The 17,534-nt window shown below is 45.5% G+C and carries 15 protein-coding genes; 1 reads left to right on the top strand and 14 read right to left on the bottom strand.

Going from position 1 to position 17,534, the window contains the following annotated elements; translation table 11 throughout:
• Nucleotides 1-149 precede the first annotated feature (149 nt).
• Nucleotides 150-743, top strand: coding sequence for a tetratricopeptide repeat protein (locus DKW60_RS14705; protein WP_219988770.1), 594 nt, complete (start codon nucleotides 150-152; stop codon nucleotides 741-743).
• 39 nt (nucleotides 744-782) lie between these two features.
• Here DKW60_RS14705 and DKW60_RS14710 read toward each other — a convergent pair whose 3' ends face one another.
• From DKW60_RS14710 to DKW60_RS14775, 14 genes are all read right to left on the bottom strand, one after another.
• Nucleotides 783-1,274, bottom strand: coding sequence for a PIN domain-containing protein (locus DKW60_RS14710; protein WP_109838420.1), 492 nt, complete (start codon nucleotides 1,272-1,274; stop codon nucleotides 783-785).
• Complete coding sequence (locus DKW60_RS14715) at nucleotides 1,271-1,597, bottom strand: UPF0175 family protein (RefSeq protein ID WP_109838421.1); 327 nt, start codon at nucleotides 1,595-1,597, stop codon at nucleotides 1,271-1,273. The genes DKW60_RS14710 and DKW60_RS14715 overlap by 4 nt, the downstream gene beginning before the upstream one ends.
• A 174-nt stretch (nucleotides 1,598-1,771) precedes the next feature.
• Nucleotides 1,772-2,869, bottom strand: a complete 1,098-nt coding sequence (gene paaE, locus DKW60_RS14720; protein WP_109838422.1) for a 1,2-phenylacetyl-CoA epoxidase subunit PaaE — start codon at nucleotides 2,867-2,869, stop codon at nucleotides 1,772-1,774.
• Nucleotides 2,870-2,885: 16 nt separating this feature from the next.
• A complete protein-coding gene (paaD, locus tag DKW60_RS14725; protein ID WP_245929717.1) occupies nucleotides 2,886-3,443 on the bottom strand; it encodes a 1,2-phenylacetyl-CoA epoxidase subunit PaaD in 558 nt (185 codons plus the stop codon).
• Between the two features lie 6 nt (nucleotides 3,444-3,449).
• On the bottom strand, nucleotides 3,450-4,217 hold the full coding sequence (paaC, locus tag DKW60_RS14730; RefSeq protein WP_109838423.1) for a 1,2-phenylacetyl-CoA epoxidase subunit PaaC: 768 nt from the start codon (nucleotides 4,215-4,217) through the stop codon (nucleotides 3,450-3,452).
• Between the two features lie 8 nt (nucleotides 4,218-4,225).
• Entirely contained in the window at nucleotides 4,226-4,513 is a 288-nt protein-coding gene (gene paaB / locus DKW60_RS14735) for a 1,2-phenylacetyl-CoA epoxidase subunit PaaB (protein ID WP_109838424.1), read from the bottom strand.
• Between the two features lie 9 nt (nucleotides 4,514-4,522).
• Complete coding sequence (paaA, locus tag DKW60_RS14740; protein WP_109838425.1) at nucleotides 4,523-5,458, bottom strand: 1,2-phenylacetyl-CoA epoxidase subunit PaaA; 936 nt, start codon at nucleotides 5,456-5,458, stop codon at nucleotides 4,523-4,525.
• 71 nt (nucleotides 5,459-5,529) lie between these two features.
• Nucleotides 5,530-7,551, bottom strand: a complete 2,022-nt coding sequence (gene paaZ / locus DKW60_RS14745) for a phenylacetic acid degradation bifunctional protein PaaZ (RefSeq protein ID WP_109838426.1) — start codon at nucleotides 7,549-7,551, stop codon at nucleotides 5,530-5,532.
• 226 nt (nucleotides 7,552-7,777) lie between these two features.
• Nucleotides 7,778-11,041 carry a DEAD/DEAH box helicase gene (locus DKW60_RS14750; protein WP_109838427.1) on the bottom strand — a complete coding sequence of 1,088 codons (3,264 nt, stop codon included), beginning with the start codon at nucleotides 11,039-11,041 and terminating at the stop codon, nucleotides 7,778-7,780.
• Nucleotides 11,038-12,867 carry a phospholipase D family protein gene (locus tag DKW60_RS14755; protein WP_109838428.1) on the bottom strand — a complete coding sequence of 610 codons (1,830 nt, stop codon included), beginning with the start codon at nucleotides 12,865-12,867 and terminating at the stop codon, nucleotides 11,038-11,040. Before DKW60_RS14755 ends, DKW60_RS14750 begins: the two co-directional genes overlap by 4 nt.
• On the bottom strand, nucleotides 12,854-14,095 hold the full coding sequence (locus tag DKW60_RS14760; protein WP_109838429.1) for a DUF6361 family protein: 1,242 nt from the start codon (nucleotides 14,093-14,095) through the stop codon (nucleotides 12,854-12,856). Before DKW60_RS14760 ends, DKW60_RS14755 begins: the two co-directional genes overlap by 14 nt.
• Nucleotides 14,096-14,274: 179 nt before the next feature.
• Entirely contained in the window at nucleotides 14,275-14,865 is a 591-nt protein-coding gene (locus DKW60_RS14765; RefSeq protein ID WP_109838430.1) for a Uma2 family endonuclease, read from the bottom strand.
• A gap of 80 nt (nucleotides 14,866-14,945) precedes the next feature.
• Nucleotides 14,946-16,826, bottom strand: coding sequence for an FAD-binding monooxygenase (locus DKW60_RS14770; protein ID WP_109838431.1), 1,881 nt, complete (start codon nucleotides 16,824-16,826; stop codon nucleotides 14,946-14,948).
• Nucleotides 16,827-17,063: 237 nt separating this feature from the next.
• Complete coding sequence (locus tag DKW60_RS14775; protein WP_109838432.1) at nucleotides 17,064-17,351, bottom strand: hypothetical protein; 288 nt, start codon at nucleotides 17,349-17,351, stop codon at nucleotides 17,064-17,066.
• Nucleotides 17,352-17,534 lie beyond the last annotated feature (183 nt).

Raw genomic sequence — 17,534 nt, forward strand, 5'->3', positions numbered from 1 at the left:
GTAGTTTGTCTGACGCTTACGAACCTTCCAGGATTGACGAGGATCGTTAAGTGACTCGAGACACTCCAGAAGCTTGTTCAGGGACTTGGACATAGCGGGGCTCCGAAAAGCTTCCTTTATGCCTAATTTCCTTGGGTGGTTTCAAGCGATTGCCCTGGGAGATCGGCGATAAGTCCGGCGAAGGCACTACGCTCAATAATATCTCTCAGATATTCAAGGCTCGCGGCGACTATGAATCTGCACTGACTTACCTTCATCAGGCTCTCAACATAAGATTGGAGATTGGTGATAAGTCCGGCGAAGGTAATACTCTCAACAATATCTCTAAAATATTCGCTGCTCGCGGCGACTATAAAAGTGCATTGACATACCTACATCAATCTCTCGACATAAGACAGAAGATCGGTGATAAATCAGGTGAAGGTACGACACTTAACGATATAGCAACTATTGCTCATACTCACGGCGATTTTGGAACTGCACTGAGATACCTAAAACAGGCTCTCGACATAGCGCTGGAGATCGGCGATGCTGCTGGAACGTGTTTGACGACTATTAATATCGGTCATAGTCAGTGGCAAAGTAATCAAAACGATGAGGCGCATAAAAGTTGGGCTCATGCTTATCAAATCGCCAAGAAGATAGGGCACGCGCAAGCCCTAAAGACGCTGACCAGTATAGCTGAACAACTGAAATTACCTAATGGTGTAGAGAGCTGGAAAACAATTGGGAAAAGTAAATAGCTCCGGGAGGATAATTACCTCAAGGAGCAAACCTAATGCCTACTCCTTTGCTAGACTCAACACTTTACTAACAAGACCAGTAGACAAACGATAATTAGCTTTCTGCAACTGATAAATTAGTGGCTTTACACTTTCAATCAACCCCAATTGTTTTGCTTGAAGCAACACTCCAAGCATACCCACCACTGAAATTTCATAGTAGTCCGCAATCTTCCGACCACGCGCTTCATCCATTAGCACACCGCACTCCAAGCTCTGGGCGAGCGCTAAAGCTTGCACTTCACCATCGTCCAAAGACTGACTCAGTTCTTCAACAAAACTATTCTCTAAAACAGGATGCAGTTCCGCTGACGCTTTGATAAACGATGTTAGCAGTTGAGCATCATCTCTTGCTTGATGATGAGTGACTTCAAGGTAAACCGTTTCAGGCACATGCACTTCAGAAAATATCTCATGCAGTAGTTCAAGTTGCTCTAGTTTGGCAAGAGCAATCAACGGCCCTGCATCAGCGACAATAATCGAACGTTTCATGTATTGAAGTAGTCCAGCTCTGCATCTAGCTCTTCTGGGTCATAGTTTACAACCGAGATACCTAAGCGGCTTAAGTGCTCTGTAAAAGCAACAAGTGACATACCAGCAAGCTTAGCTGCTTTACCTATACTCATACCGCCCGACTGGAATAAATGCTCGGCTAACGCAATATAGACACCATGTTGAACGATCTTATCGTTAAAAGGAACACCCACAAATAACGGGTGGCCGTGCCGTGTCACTAGTGACAATTCGCCCTTCTCAGCCGCTTGGCTTAACTCACCGGTTCGTTCTCGTAAGTCTCGTATTGTGAAAGATTGCATAAGTAGCACCTTTAAAGTGTGTACTTAAATGGTAGCACAATAATGTCTATCAGATCTATCATGCTCACACTATGAAACAACGCTGACGAACCTAGCAGAACTACTTGAATTACCAAGTGATGCAGAGAATCAGGACAGGTAAATAGTTCAGGTGGCTCACATTCAATACCACCATCACCTCTGATCAAAATCCACCACCACCTCGTCCGACACCGGATGCGCCTGACAAGCTAATATATACCCCGCTTCCACCTCATGCGGTTCCAGCCCATGATTAATATCCATATCCACCTGCCCACTCACTAGCTTGGCTTTACAGGTAGAACACACTCCTGCCTTACAAGAATAAGGTAGCTCCATACCATGATGCATACCCGCATCCAGAATATTTTCACCCACCGTCGCCAGATCAAACATCAACGAGCGCCCATCCGCTACCACGGTTACCTTACTGGTTTTAGCCTCGCCATAGGTATCAATTCGCTGCTGTGCTTTTTCCAATATTTTCTCGCTATCTTCAGCCGAGTTAGCAAACAGCTCGTAATGAATCCGGTCATCACTAAAACCCACTCCACGAAAACCACGCGACACTTCCGACATCATACTCTCGGGCCCGCAGATAAACACCTCATCCGTGGTGAGCAGATTAGTCAGCTTGGCTTTGTGCAGCTGTGTGCCCTTTTCATTATCAATCCGGCCATTCAACACATCAGCCCCCTGATCTTCCTGATTCATAATATTGATCCAGTTAAATCGGGGGAGATACTGATTTTTAATAAAGCCCAGCTCCTCTTTAAACATCACAGAATTAGTTCTGCGGTTGCCATAAATCAAGGTCACACGACTCCCCGGCTCATCATGCAAGACGGTTTTGATAATCGACAGAATCGGCGTAATGCCGCTACCCACCGCAATACACATATAATTCTTCGCTTGCTGTGGATCTGTTTCGGTGTAAAAACTCCCTTGCGGTGGCATCACCTCAATGGTATTACCCACCTTGAAATGGTCGTTAGCATAATTAGAGAACGCCCCGCCTTTAACCCGTTTAATTCCCACCCGCATATGACCGTCTGACACTCCGGAACAAATCGAATAAGAACGACGTATATCCTTACCCTCAATCTCAGCCTTAAGCGTCAGGAATTGCCCCTGCTTAAAGCGAAACGTTTGTTTTAGCGCATCCGGCACCTCGAAGGTGACACGGATCGCGGTGTCAGTTTCAGGTTGCACATCTGAAATCGTTAAGGGATAAAAACGGGTATCCGACATGCTGTCGTCCTATAGGTTAAATTTGTTTAAAGTAATCAAACGCTTCGTGGCAATCATTGCACTGAAACAATGCTTTACAAGCGGTAGAGCCGAATTCGCTGAGCCGTTTGGTATCTGACGAACTACAGTGCGGACATTCGACCCCGAACTCTGGCGTTAAGCCTGATGCATTGCCACAAGCAGACTGCGTAGGCGGCGCAATACCATACTCGCGTAATTTGCGGCGACCCTCGGGAGACAACCAATCCGTCGTCCAGGCCGGCGCCAATTTTGTCTTCACTTCATAATCGTTAAAGCCCGCTCTGGCCAGCTCGGATTCAATATCATCCTGCATGGTGCTAATGGCTGGACAACCAGAATAAGTGGGAGTAATCCATACGGTGACTTTGCCATATTCATCTTTGTGTAAATCACATAGCACACCAAGATCCCAGAGACTCAGCGCCGGTACTTCAGGATCATTCACCACATCCAGCATGTCCCATAACTCGGGCACTTGCGATTGCTGGCGGTGCTGTAAACGCTCCGCCCATGCATTCGAAACAACTGGAATATCGCTAATCGATGACGTCACGCCGACCTACCAAGTCACGCCGGGGTGAGCGCGGTGTAAAAACTGCATTTCAGTTAATAAATGACCGAGGTTTTCCGTGTGATAACCGGTTCGGCCACCGCGTACCACCCAACTGTCTTCAGGCACAGTCAGTGTCGCTTCAGTTAAAATAGCAGTGACTTTTTCCAACCATTGTGGACGCAAGGCTGCACTGTCCACCGCAATACCGGCTTCAATTAGTTGCTGTTCCAAGGCATCGACATCGAACATTTCATGGGTGTAGCCCCATAAATTATCAACCGCATTTTGCATACGCTGGTGGCTTTCTGCGGTGCCATCCCCCAAACGCAGCGTCCATTCATGACTGCGACGCAAGTGATAACGGGTTTCCTTCACCGCTTTGGCGGCAACCGCGGCTAAGGTTTCATCCTTCGACTGCAGCTGCTGTTGCAAAAATAGCGTATTAAACACATCCACAAACAACTGGCGCGCCATGGTGTGAGCAAAATCCACACGCGGCAACTCGTTAATCAGCAGATTGGTGTATTGACGCTCATCACGAAGATAAGCAAAGTCATCTTCCGTACGGCCCTCACCTTCCAGCTCTGCCGCATACGTAAAATACATTCGCGCACGACCTAAAAAATCCAGCGCTACATTTTGCAAAGCCAGATCTTCTTCAAGAAATGGGCCGTTACTACACCACTCTGATATCCGGTGACTCAATATGATCGAGTCATCTCCCAGACGCGTCACGTACTGCATGGTTGCTTGTTTTAAATCTGTCTCAGTCATCTCACGCCTCACATATTGTCCACTGCTTTTGGCAGCTCGTAATACATAGCATGGCGATACGGCTTGTCATCTGACGGATCAAAAAAGCTATCGCTGTCATCTTCCTGAGAGGCGCAAATATCACTGGAGCGCACCACCCAAATACTCACCCCTTCACTCCTGCGCGTATAAACATCACGGGCATATTCCAGTGCTTGCTCATGGTCTTCGGCGTGCAAACTGCCAACATGCTTGTGGTCAAGGCCGCGACGTGAGCGGAGAAATACTTCATATAAATCTAATTCTTGTGTCGCCATGGTTGTCTCCTATGCGGCCTGTTGCTTGGCGGATCTTTTCTTATCACGATAGGCATGCATGGCTTCGCGCACCCACTCGCCTTCTTCATGTGCCCGAACATGGTGCTCAATGCGCTGGCGATTGGCATGACCATTACCATTAATCACGTTATAGAATTCATCCCAGTCGATTTCGCCAAAGTCATAATGACCGCGTTCCTCGTTCCATTTCAGGTCTTTATCCGGGTGTTCCAGCCCCAGCACTTCAATCTGTTTCACCGTTTGATCCACAAATTTCTGACGTAAGTCATCATTGGTTTCACGTTTAATTTTCCATTTCATAGAACGCGCCGAGTGTGCTGACTCCGAATCATGCGGGCCAAACATCATGAGTGCAGGCCAGTAAAAACGATTCAGAGAGTCCTGTGCCATTGCCTTTTGCGCTGCAGAACCTCGCGATAAGGTAACCATAATTTCGTAACCCTGACGCTGATGGAAACTCTCTTCCTTACAGATCCGAATCATGGCACGAGCATAAGGCCCATAAGATGTGCGCTGTAGTGACACCTGATTCACAATTGCCGCGCCATCAACCAGCCAGCCAATCGCGCCCATATCGCCCCAGGTCTGCGCGGGGTAATTAAAGATCGAGGCATACTTCGCTGTACCGGTTTGCAGTGCTTCGATTAACTCATTGCGACTAATGCCCAGCGTTTCCACCGCGCTGTACAAATACAATCCGTGCCCACCTTCATCCTGTACTTTTGATAGCAAAATCCCTTTGCGCCTCAAAGACGGTGCACGGGTAATCCAGTTACCCTCTGGTTGCATACCGATAATCTCAGAATGACCGTGTTGGGAGATCTGACGGATCAGATTTTTGCGATAGTCATCCGGCATCCAATCTTTCGGCTCGATTTTTTCCCCGGCCTCTATCTTGCGCATAAAATTTTCTTCAGGCGTCATATCTCTATCCTCATTTCACTGCATTGCCTTACGACTAAACACATTTATCTGCTAGCTGCACCTATCCGAAGCTAATCCGCTACCAACGTCAACACATCATAATTAGCCACCACATCACCATGCTGATTCACGATGGTGGTATCCCAGCGCACTTCGCCATATTCTTCTGTCTCACGATTCACTTTTTGTTTGCAGGTAAACTGTACCTGCAACTCATCACCGGCATACACGGGCGACGCAAACCGCAGATTATCCATGCCATAGTTGGCTAGTACCGGCCCTTCATCCGGCCAGACAAACAAACCTGCCGCCATCGATACCAAGAAATAACCATGTGCTACCCGATCTTCAAAAAACGGATTACGCCGGGCTGCATCTTTATCCATGTGGGCATAAAATTTATCGCCGGAAAGCTCGGCAAAGGCTTCAATATCGTCCAATGTGATGGTGCGTTTTTCGGTGATAATCGCATCACCAATTGCCAATTCATTAAAGGTTTTTCTGAACGGGTGAATGCCATCAGTATTGCGCTCAGCACCCTGCATCCATGCACTGGTAATCGCGGTCAACATGTCAGGAGAACCCTGAATCGCCGTGCGTTGCATATAGTGTTTCACTCCCCGGATACCGCCCATTTCCTCAGAGCCACCGGCACGACCGGGGCCACCGTGAATCAGGTGTGCCAAGGGTGAACCGTGACCGGTTGATTCTTTGGCGCACTTTTCATCCAGCACCACCATGCGACCATGATGTGGCGCAGCGCCCAATACTAAGATTCTGGCAATATCAGGGTCAGCGGTTATTACCGAACCCACCAAGCTCCCTTTGCCCATTGCCGCCAGCTCAATCGCCTCCTGATCATCCTCGTAAGGGACCAAGGTGCTAACCGGGCCAAAGGCTTCAATATCATGCACACAAGAACCGATTGGTTCGTGGCAGGCCATCAAAATCGGCGACATAAATGCACCGGTCTCGGCAGAAGCGCCAACTACATCAACCTCATCCATACTGCCGTAGACAATCTCGTTATCTGCGGCCAGTTTGCGTACCTGATCCAACACATCACTACGCTGATCCATGCCGGCAAGTGCGCCCATGCGTACCCCTTCCTGATCCGGGTCGCCCACCATGGTTTTCGCCAAGCGCGACGACAAGGCTTCAGCAACGGCTTCCATGCGGTCTTTTGGTACGATAGCGCGGCGAATCGCAGTACATTTCTGACCGGCTTTCACCGTCATTTCGCGCGCAACTTCTTTGATATATAAATCGAATTCCGCAGAGCCGGGCTGCACATCACGCCCCAGAATCGAGCAATTCAGTGAGTCAGCTTCCATGAAAAAGCGCGTGTTGTTTTGCACAATCGCTTCGGACTGTTTCAGCTTCAGCCCCGTCCACGCAGAACCAGTAAAACTCACTGCATCCTGATAAGTCATATGATCCAAGAGATCACCGGTAGCACCGCAAATTAACTGCAGCGCACCCTCTGGTAAAATACCGGACTCGATAATATGGCGAACCATCAATTCAGTGAGATAAGCGGTTTGGCTGGCGGGTTTTACAATCGTGGGAACACCGGCTAAGAAAGTCGGCGCTAATTTTTCTAGCATGCCCCAGCAAGGGAAATTAAAGGCATTGATCTGCACCGCAACACCTTCAATCGGCGTGTAAATGTGCTGTGCGGTAAAACTACCATTTCGTGAAATCTGTTCCTGCGCACCATCCAGCATTACATTGCTGTTCGGCATCTCGCGGCGGCCTTTGCCGGAGAAAATAAATAAGGTGCTGATCCCACCTTCGATATCTACCCATGAATCGGTTCGGGTTGCGCCAGTGGCTTTTGATAACTCGTAGAAAAGCTCTTTGCGCTCCATCAAATACTTGGCGAGCTCTTTAAGCATGAGCGCGCGCTGGTGGAAAGTGTATTTACGCATTGCGGGGCCACCAACTTTACGGGCGTAGTCCAGCATGCTTTTGAAATCCAAACCATCGCTGGTGATTTCGGCAACGTCAGCACCCGTGATTGCATGGCGCAGCATCAATCCTGATTGGGATGACTGATACCACTCGCCTTCAGCGTAGTTTTGTAATTTCAATGTTCGTTCCTCACAACAACATTATTATGATACACATTCTATAGAAAAAACTAAAAATCTGTATCTTATTAAAATAACACGCAGCAAGGCAGTCTGCTAGTCTTTGTGACTAGCCATACGTTAATTAATGTGTAGTGGGTCTGAGAATATAGGATTTGATCTACTACAAAACGATCAGCGAATACAAATAAGGAAAATTTAGAAGTGGGCTTATCCCAAATTGAGATCAATGATGTTTAACGTCATTGAGAGGTGATAAATCAATCATTAGTTTGGAAAAAATTAATGCTATCTCTTCCTTTGAAAAATCCCTCTCTAATAAGTTTTTCAACAAATCTTCCTGCCTTGGTTGCCCAAAGGAAAGTCTGTACAACGCAAGTAACTTAAGAGCATATTGTAGCCTCTCAACATCCTGGCTCAGAGGCATAAGAGGCACAAAACGTTCTATCTTTGCTTTTCCCTCAGGGTAATGCCAGTAAGGAATCAAATCGCTTTCACGTGAACTAGACGTTTGCTTGTCTGCCCAACGAAACAACTTATTCCACCGGTACCGTCTTCGTAATTTTCTTGTTGTCGTTTCTGGATGACTCGCTATGTATTGCTCCGCAATACGCCTTCGAACTAATAATGATTTGTAGCGGTTAACCCGCCCCTCGCGCTGTTCAATATCAATTGGGTTGCTAGGCAGATTCCAATGCACAATACGCAAGCAATACCAGTGGAAATCAAGACCCTCTTGACCTATCGAAGTAGAATTCAACACAAAAGGATAAAATGGAGAGTTAAAAGCATCGCGAACATTACTAATACGCTTTGTACCTTTTTCATCGGATAATTTTTGGTTCCCCAATGGTAGTGCATAGTGGCAACGCAGCTTAGAGCGCCGACCACTTGCTTCAACCTGCGAGCGTACCTCGCGGAACTGACAATCTATGGTTGTATCAGAAAGACTTAATACTTCACTTAACTGCCGTATTGCATCATCCATGCTCTGGCCAGAACCTTTTAATAAGTGTGCATATTCCTCAATAACCGCTTGAAAATCTCCGTCTGCGGCATAGCGAATAACCGACTTGAAATATTTTTTATTGTTATGCCGTTTAGTAATGACTAACTCAGTCATACGGTTATTAAACAAGGTAATTGCTGCTTCTCCTACCTCTCCAGCCGCTACTCTAATTTCTTCAATATCATTCTGATAAAGGCTCTTCAATGCTCTCACTGTGACAACAGACGGACTAGATATTGAAAGATAAGCAAGATAGCGGGCTAAATCTTTGGGCATTTTCCCTAAGCGAAGGAGATTATCGTTCCAGTTCCTCAAAAATTGCTCGTAGCTAGCCTGCTTGCCTTTACGCCCATCTTGTTTTCTTCGTTGTATCACTCGTCGGTAGTCATCGAGCCACTGACAGACTTCATTCTTATAGCCACATTCGTAGTCTAGGAGAAATGGAGCATAAGCATACCAACGCTCACTTTTCACATCAGAAGTTTCATACGCACTGAGGTGCTTGAGCTTATCTCTAAAAAAAGACTCCCTTTCATTTACCAGCTCATCCAAACTCGCCCACCTACCAGCCGAAGACAACTCACACATGACCCTGGATGGATAGATAAATGACCAACCGACCAGGCTTGAGTCGGCCGAAAAATTGAAACCAGGTGTATGTGATTTCTTGCTTTTATAATAGTCTTGCGATTGTTTGCTGTGCGCTACCAAACGCCTTTCAGCTTCATATGAAATTAAGCCGCTCAATGCCCTGGGTACAATAGCCCATGATGAAAATAACAGGGTTTTACTGAAATCTTCCTGCCCTTCAAAACTACCCTGTAATGGGTAATGCGGGAGGGATGGTGGCACCCAAAGCAACTCCTCGCTAGCCGTTTTAAATTTATTCTGGGGAAACAGTTTTTTGACTAACGAACGTGTTTTAGCATGAGGTGCTTCATCAAGTTTTAAACGATAACTACTGATAGCTTTTCTGGGCAGCCATCCTTGATGTGAACGCCGTATATCACCTCTTAGCTTACTGCGATGAACATCAAGTTGTCTTCTTAACTGATAACCCGTCAGGAATGATAAAGCCCAAGGTGCTGCTTTATGAAACTCCATCACTTGATGAGTGGAGCGAGAGCTACTTTCTTCAGCAAGTGACTTAGCTAGTTGCGCTAAGGCTTTAAACAGTGTGATTTCACCACTTGAAAACTCATCAATGCACTGATCTACTTGAGTGCTAAATACCTCCTCATAAGACCCACTAATCTGGCTGCGTTCTGTACGACTAATATATTGCCTTAGTACGCCCTCTACCTGTGCTTTTGACAGGTCACATAGGTCATCAAGCACCATATTGTTCTGTCGTAGTTTCAGTAACTGTTGCTGAAGTACTTTTCTATGCTGCTCATATTCTTGCAGGCTTTCTGCATTATCATGACTAAGAAACCTGAGTAACAAGTTCAATTCAGCCGCATGGGCTTCACCATTCTCATCATCTTGATTGTGTGAAAAAGCCTTAAAAGGTGTTGCTGAAAGTAATAACACCTTTGATGCCTGCTTATTCTTAAACACTTGCTGAGCAATCAGCGCTTCCTCAGCGCCACTTTGTGTAGCAAGCAAGGATTTAAAGCGTTGAAATTCATCCAGAATAAATAAGTCTGCCGATAAATGCTTTGCACATGCTCTGGCCATGAGTAAGCGTAAGTAGGTTTTGAAATGAGTAGAATTACTGATAGCAGACGAGCTCTGTGAGTAAGCTAACAGTGCTTCTAAAGCTGTTTTATAGCCATCGCCAATGCCGTATTTAGCTCTCTCAATGACATCCAGAGTTTTAGATAAGCGCTCATGAAATGCCGTTGCAACTTCAGGTAAAATTATTTTTGAATCAGGAAATGCAATGCGTTGCTCCTCCCAGTTTTTCACTCCATCGCTTAAAAAATCACTTAATGTTTCTGAGTACTCTGACAGCTTTGAATGATCAATTAGCGCAAAATAAATAATTAACCGTTCTCGCCAGTTTCCATAGCCTTGTGTTAAGTTGAACGATGTCGAAGGTGTTAATGAACATAGTTCTAAATATTTTCCATTCTTATCTGGCTGAACTTCGGCTACAGCAATCTCAAGTAAACGACTATAACGCGGCTCCAGAACATACTTCTCCTGCGCTTCATCTTTAAAAACAGCTAGTTTCTTGCGATTTTCATTGGCTAGCGTCAAGTTAGAGCAAATATAGGTGACTCTCAAAGGGCTGAATGGCGTATTCCCTGACTGACAAGAGTAACGCTCAATTCTCTCTTTCAATAGCTCGGCAATCACTCCTTTGGCGACAATCGTTTTTCCGAGCCCCACCTCATCTGCAACTAACATACGTTCATTATTTTCGCCAGACTGAAACCGAGTAAGCACACTTGCAACAGTAGCCCTCTGGAAATCTTTCAGACCCGCCAACACCTCATCTAAATGCTCAATAACCTCAGTTATTTCGTCTGTCATTTACTCGGCACCTCTTTCTCAAAATGAGACCAAAGTGTTGCAAAATCATCTGGGAGAGAAATGCCAGCTCGCCTGAACTCAGTCACCATTACCTGAATACGCTTTAACAAATATGGATGCTCGGCAGCGGCCCACAAAAGTTGCTCATAAACCGGACTATTACTAAAAAAGCTCCCATCAGTATTATTGTTTGAGAAATTCATCTTTTCGAAAGCAAGCCATTGAGATTTGTCAGGCTGACTTTGTAATAACAAACTAATATAGTTGAGAATTTTATCTTCACCATCGACTATCTTTTTTAGTACCTCTTGCTGACGGTTATCACCACCTTCTATATCGAGATCAGTTTCGATCATAACCATCTCAACCAGATCTTCCTCACCAGTAACTTGAACAGTCACCTTAACCGGTACAAAAGCAGATACTTCGGACACGGCAACGTCTGACCAGAACATTTTGTCGATTAGTGGCAGTGGTTTTCCAAAGGCTAGTTGTGAGACTTGAATCTCAACATTATGATGATCATGCAAAACAAAACCATCAACACTTAAGTGAAGATCATACTTGTCGTCTTCCGACCTTAGGATCGCCTCTTGTTGCCAATCAGAATTGATTAAGTCAAATACGATTTCACGCATTTGATTAGTGGCTGGGTGCCTTACATCAACAGCTTCAGACTGAGGTTTATATCTGACAAAAAGCCCGTTTTCATCCTCTTCAACACCCACCCATTGTTCCATTAGAACATCAGGGCCAACTTTGCGATTATCACCAGAAAGTCTCAGCATGGCCTCTGTGTTGAGCGGCATTTGATTATCGCACCCCAGTGCAGCATTTGTGGCATTTGCCGAACCAATGTGCCAACACACCCGTGATGCCTTGCGAGAAACAATCAACTTTGCATGTAAATTATAAGGCTTTCCCGCTACTGCTGAATCATCTGGTTCTAATTCACCAGCATCCGCATTAACCATGTTTTCATTAATCGCATAACACTTCCATCCTGAAAGCTCTTTATCACTAAGCGCATTCAGTTCTTCAGCACGACTAAATAAATATCGCTCTCCCTTAGGTGCATAACTTTGAAGATCATCCAATGCCGCTTTAGACAAGAAAGGTGAGGTAACCAGTAGCTGATCATTTGTATAGGAAGGAAACTTCAGAGGTGAATGTTCACTATCACCTATAAATATCTCAGGAGTACTATCAAATCCCGAGGGAGTTTCCCAGTGAATACGAGGTAACTCGCGAAGAAACTCACGTCGAGGTTCAAAGTCCGTACTCGACTCAAGTAAATTTTCAATCCAAGTTAACCAATATGTATTAGCGGCTTCCTGATTAGGCTTCTTTTTAAGCTCACCGGCCAAACTCACCGCAACATCCCAACTACGATCCATCGTCAGGTTTCTTGACAGAATAATAAAGCGGTACTTAACAGCAGGTTTAATATTTTTTTCCAGAGCTGTATATCTAATCAACCAAAGTTTGGGGTGGAATGAAGAGAATGCTTTGTCAGGAACAATTGGATATAAGCACGGCTCTAGTAAGGTGAATAACTGATTAAATGCAATGGGCTGAGCAATGTTACCTTTTTGATAAAACACCTTTAGCCGTTTATTTAATCTACTGATCGCCTCTAACAGTGCTAGCTTTTCACCTCTTAAATCTCCCTCCAATGTATTCCCGAAACACAAGGCAATTGGCACTGCCAACAGAGTATCTAAGTCCACGCTATAACTGGTTGCAATGGCTGCATCTAACTCGTACCCTTCAGGAGCTTGCAATTGTTCACCATAATCTAAGCGGTTCTTGTCAGGTGATAACATTAGCTAACCCCTCAGATAAATCTTTTAGGATTACTTTTGCAGTACTCCATCGAAAATCTAATCGCTCAACACCAATCCAATTCTCATAAGGTGCATTATTTTTCAATTTACTGAGCTTACCTTTGTTTTTATGAGATTGTTGGCTAACAATTTTTTGGATGTCTTCCGCTGCATGATGATTTGAAGAAGCCAGAAATGTAGCTGCAAATTCGCGGATAAATAACTGTGTATGTGGCTTTATATTACGAGGCTTTCCATCGACTCTTACCGTCAGCCAACCATTCACCGAATTAGTGTTAAAAACATCTCTGGCACGCGCTTTTTTTGCCCATCCCTTATATCCCTCTGATAAATCCATCACTTGTAATTCATCACCATTAGCCTGAGCAAGCAGGAGGTTAAGCACAATATGAGGACCTTCCATAGCTAAACTAAAGTCACTAGCCAGCTTGAGGTTATGTTTGCAGGCTTCAGAAACGGTCTGTTCATGAAGCATTTTTTCAACTAGTTCATCAAACTCCATTTCATACGGAGCTACATCACCATGTATGAGTTCACTAGCGAATATTTGTGCAAATATACTATCTTCTAAACCTATCGTTTCAGTCATTTTTGCGGTTAAGAATTTCGCCTCAACTGCACTTAATTGCATTTGTAATTTCGACTCATTCCGCCAAACAGGGTCGTTATCAGGCAGTTCAATCAAGGCACTTTCAGTGTGATCAGTAGCATCGTCCTGATGATCATAAGACAACCTTTCTTCATTACTTTGTAATGCACGCGCCACCTCAGCCAAGCTAGCGGTGGTATTAGCAATATGAAATTTTCTTAAGCCTCCCCAATAGATAGTTGAGGGTAATTGTTTAACACCACCTGATGCGATCGATGTTCGTCCGATGATGCCCAGTTCATCGATAGAACAACATTCAACAAGTTGGCGTGTTAGCTCATTCTCCTGCGTTTTAAGATACTGTTGTAATGGTTGCTTCTTGCGTTTGGCTGATGGGAGTTGTTGGTACTCTCTTAGTAAGCGCGGAACAAATATGAAATACTTTGCCCGTGTTTGGATTGTGGATATACCGGGGAAAAGCAAATCAGCAAATGCATCACGGATCTGACCAATGCCTAATTCATCAAGCGTGCCTTTGTCTGCCATCATCGCCAGAGCTTGTTTAACTTTACCTCTGTCTTCTGACGAAAAATCAATCCATCCGAGTTGACTAACCATTTACTTCCTTTTAAATGCAGTGGTCAAACTCTGGACATCATATCATTTCTTTCCCGTGATTCGACACGGAAATACTCTCTCTGTGATGTAGCCAAATAATGTGAAACATGTCACTAATATGGCGATACCGCCTAAGCAGTAAACGTGATTATGAAGTGAGTGAGCAGTAACTGAATCATCTACAATGGCGGTATATCTAATCCAACTTCGCGTCGGACTCGCCTGTAGATATCTGTCACGGGCAACTCTAAGTCGATAGACTCCAACAGAATATTATCCTCAGCACCAAAGATTTCAATCTGCCAATTGGTTCTTCGACGATACACTCGAACGAATGGAGTGTCTTGAGATACTACGACGTATTCTAAGAGAGATTTAATCTGGGTGTAGCTTGATAGCTTTTCATTCAAATCAATGCGATGCGTCGACTTTGAAAGCACTTCGGCAATCAGCAATGGGTTAGTGCGGTAATAAGCATTCTCATCATCGTCAGCATCACAGGCAGCCATAATATCGGGATAATAACTGAAAGGCTGCAAATCAAGCGTACTTCCAACAACCTTCATATCTGATTGCCAGACTCGGCAATGTGCCGGTAGGTGTATGTTGATACGGGCATAAAAATCACCCGCAATCGTGTTATGTGTCTCACTTGCACCTGCCATGGCGTAAATCTCACCACCTACATATTCACTGCGAAACTCTACATCCTGCTCTCCTTCAAGGTACTCTGTAAAAGAAGCGTTCAAATGTTGTAATACTGATACCATAACGTTCAGTCCTAGTTTGCTCTATTCACCCATCATAACCAAATAGGACATAAACACCAACAGCGGTAGGTGTGGGCAAATTAAGGAGTGTTCACCGTCAGGTTTTGCAAGAAAAACGCCGCCAACTCATCGGTTGCGGAAAATGGTAAAACCTGCGCCACATACTGATCCGGACGCACAATTACTACGGCTCCTCCAGTATCAATCTCACGCAGCGAAAAGATGTCGCTATCGGCCTGAGTCGCGTAAATTTTCTCGTAATCAACCAGACCAAATTTCCCCACTTTTGGCAGGAATACCTTGGGAATATCAGGGACTTCCACATCGTGATGGCCTTGCTGATAAATCACTTTCACATCAAACCGACTCGTAAAATGACTTCCTTTAGGAGTGTGCACATTTAGCGGTGAGGCAGGATCATTCGACAACCAATCCGCCCATGCATTGAGTGCCGTCCTATCTGTATCAGCAAAGGCATAGATACGCCAGCAACCATCGGCTTTCGCATGATGACCAAGGTGTGCTGGTACGGCATCAGCAATTCGCATCACCGGTGCTGATTTGAAGCGTTTACCGACAGTGAATCCCTTAGCTAAAGTTTGGTGAGCGTCATTGCCCGTAATCATGGACTCGGTATATTGCGTCATAAAACCTGCGGGGAACTCGGCAGTGCGCACATAAAAATCGCCTAAGTCCTCAGGGCTGTCGAACTCTTCCGGCTTCTTCGCCATCAGAGTCGACCACTCCTTGTCAAAATCAATCAGGTTCTGCGCAATCACCTGACGCTCGGCAGAGTAAGTGGCAAGTAATGATTCCGGACTACGACCTGTTAAGACCGAACCCAACTTCCAACCCAGATTAAAGCCATCCTGCATCGACACATTCATACCCTGACCGGCTTTGGCACTGTGTGTATGACAAGCGTCACCACAAATAAACACATGCGGCAGACGTTTATCCTCCTCGCCAATCGCCACATCATCAAACTTATCCGTTACCCGATGCCCAACTTCATAGACCGACCACCACGCCACATCTTTCACATCCAGAGTGTAGGGGTGAATAATGGCATTTGCCTGCGCGATGATGTCTTCTAAGGGTGTTTTGCGTACTTCGCCGTTGTCATCGGCTGCCACATCACCCAAATCAACATACATGCGGAAAAGGTAACCACCCTCTCGTGGAATCAGCAATATACTGCCGTGATCTTTTGACTGGATAGCACATTTGGTACGAATATCGGGGAAATCGGTGACTGCCAACGCATCCATCACGCCCCATGCATGCAGCGCCGGATCACCAATATGCTGACGCCCGATTGCTTTACGCACTCCACTGCGCGCACCGTCACAACCCACGGCGTACTTGGTACGGATGACACGTTCCTCACCTCTTCGCTCACCTGCGGTATAACGCACTGTGACTGAGACCGGATACTCGCCCTCACCAACTTCAAGATCAACAAAGGCAATGCCGTAGTCCGGAGTGATGCGCCCCGGTGAAATCGCTGCAACTTCGGCAAAATAATCAAGCACCCGCGCCTGGTTCACGATCAGGTGTGGAAACTCACTAATACCATGTGCATCATCCAAAGTACGCTGTGTGCGAACGATATTTTCCGGTTTATCTTTGGACGGTGTCCAAAAATTCATTTCACAGATTTGATACGCCTCAGCAGTAATGCGGTCAGCAAAACCAAACGCCTGAAATGTCTCGACACTGCGAGCCTGAATACCATCAGCCTGTCCGACTTCTAATCGCTTATCCCGACTCTCAATCAGGCGAGCATTCACACTTGGGTACTGTGACAACTGCGCTGCCAGCAACATGCCAGCAGGTCCGGAGCCCACGATCAGCACATCCATTTCATCCGGTAGTTCTTCCGCGCGATTTATCCCATACCCTTCTGCCGGAACGATACGGGGGTCAGTTGACACATATCCATTATGGTGAAATTGCACGATGAAATTCTCCTTCTTAAAGTCAGTTGATCAAGCAGCCATCGATCAGATTCTGTTAGCTCAAGACGATATTCGCCCTGAATAATCATCACAATATAATTAACAGGTTAAACTGTAAACTCTAAAAAGGGTCTTTTATATTAAAAATATACTTAACACGTTACACTAAAATACCAATATTTCTCTATAACTGTAGATCTGGCAGTACCCTCGCACTTTGACAACTGCCTCAAAAGATTAACCTTCAGAAGCGTCTGATGTCTTAGCCGCCTGAGCCATCGTTGAGCTCTGTGCAACGGTATCCAGAATTTGCGCGAACAACGCGGAGCGACGGGGCTGAGCACGCTCACTATGCGCTACCTGATAGCCCTGAGCGGTCTCCAGGATGTCCGCTTTCGTCATTTCCTGAGTGATTAGCTGCTGTTCTGTGTGGGGTGCTGTCGCCGCTTGACTATTCGCTAGTGCGGCCTGACCGAACATTAGAGGTGCAAGAATGATGATTGATGCAAAAAATGTGTTGTTCATGATATGACTCTTATTATTATGATTGAAGGCCTGTATGCCTTGGATGACGTCATATTAGGGATTTTTATTTGAATCGCTTCTGAATCTTTTCTGAACCAAACTGAACAAGCTTTCTGACGGATAAATGGCAATTTTACCAAGCTGAATAATGATTCAGCTATCAAAAAACGGTATGGCGTTAGC

Source organism: Leucothrix pacifica (assembly GCF_003172875.1).
GTDB lineage: Bacteria > Pseudomonadota > Gammaproteobacteria > Thiotrichales > Thiotrichaceae > Leucothrix > Leucothrix pacifica.

Coding starts and splice junctions, on each gene's coding strand:
- paaA (WP_109838425.1), bottom strand. CDS start 5,458: ATGACGCCTGAAGAAAATTTTATGCGCAAGATAGAGGCCGGGGAAAAA.
- DKW60_RS14715 (WP_109838421.1), bottom strand. CDS start 1,597: ATGCAATCTTTCACAATACGAGACTTACGAGAACGAACCGGTGAGTTA.
- DKW60_RS14755 (WP_109838428.1), bottom strand. CDS start 12,867: ATGTTATCACCTGACAAGAACCGCTTAGATTATGGTGAACAATTGCAA.
- paaE (WP_109838422.1), bottom strand. CDS start 2,869: ATGTCGGATACCCGTTTTTATCCCTTAACGATTTCAGATGTGCAACCT.
- DKW60_RS14710 (WP_109838420.1), bottom strand. CDS start 1,274: ATGAAACGTTCGATTATTGTCGCTGATGCAGGGCCGTTGATTGCTCTT.
- DKW60_RS14760 (WP_109838429.1), bottom strand. CDS start 14,095: ATGGTTAGTCAACTCGGATGGATTGATTTTTCGTCAGAAGACAGAGGT.
- DKW60_RS14775 (WP_109838432.1), bottom strand. CDS start 17,351: ATGAACAACACATTTTTTGCATCAATCATCATTCTTGCACCTCTAATG.
- DKW60_RS14750 (WP_109838427.1), bottom strand. CDS start 11,041: ATGACAGACGAAATAACTGAGGTTATTGAGCATTTAGATGAGGTGTTG.
- paaB (WP_109838424.1), bottom strand. CDS start 4,513: ATGGCGACACAAGAATTAGATTTATATGAAGTATTTCTCCGCTCACGT.
- DKW60_RS14765 (WP_109838430.1), bottom strand. CDS start 14,865: ATGGTATCAGTATTACAACATTTGAACGCTTCTTTTACAGAGTACCTT.
- paaC (WP_109838423.1), bottom strand. CDS start 4,217: ATGACTGAGACAGATTTAAAACAAGCAACCATGCAGTACGTGACGCGT.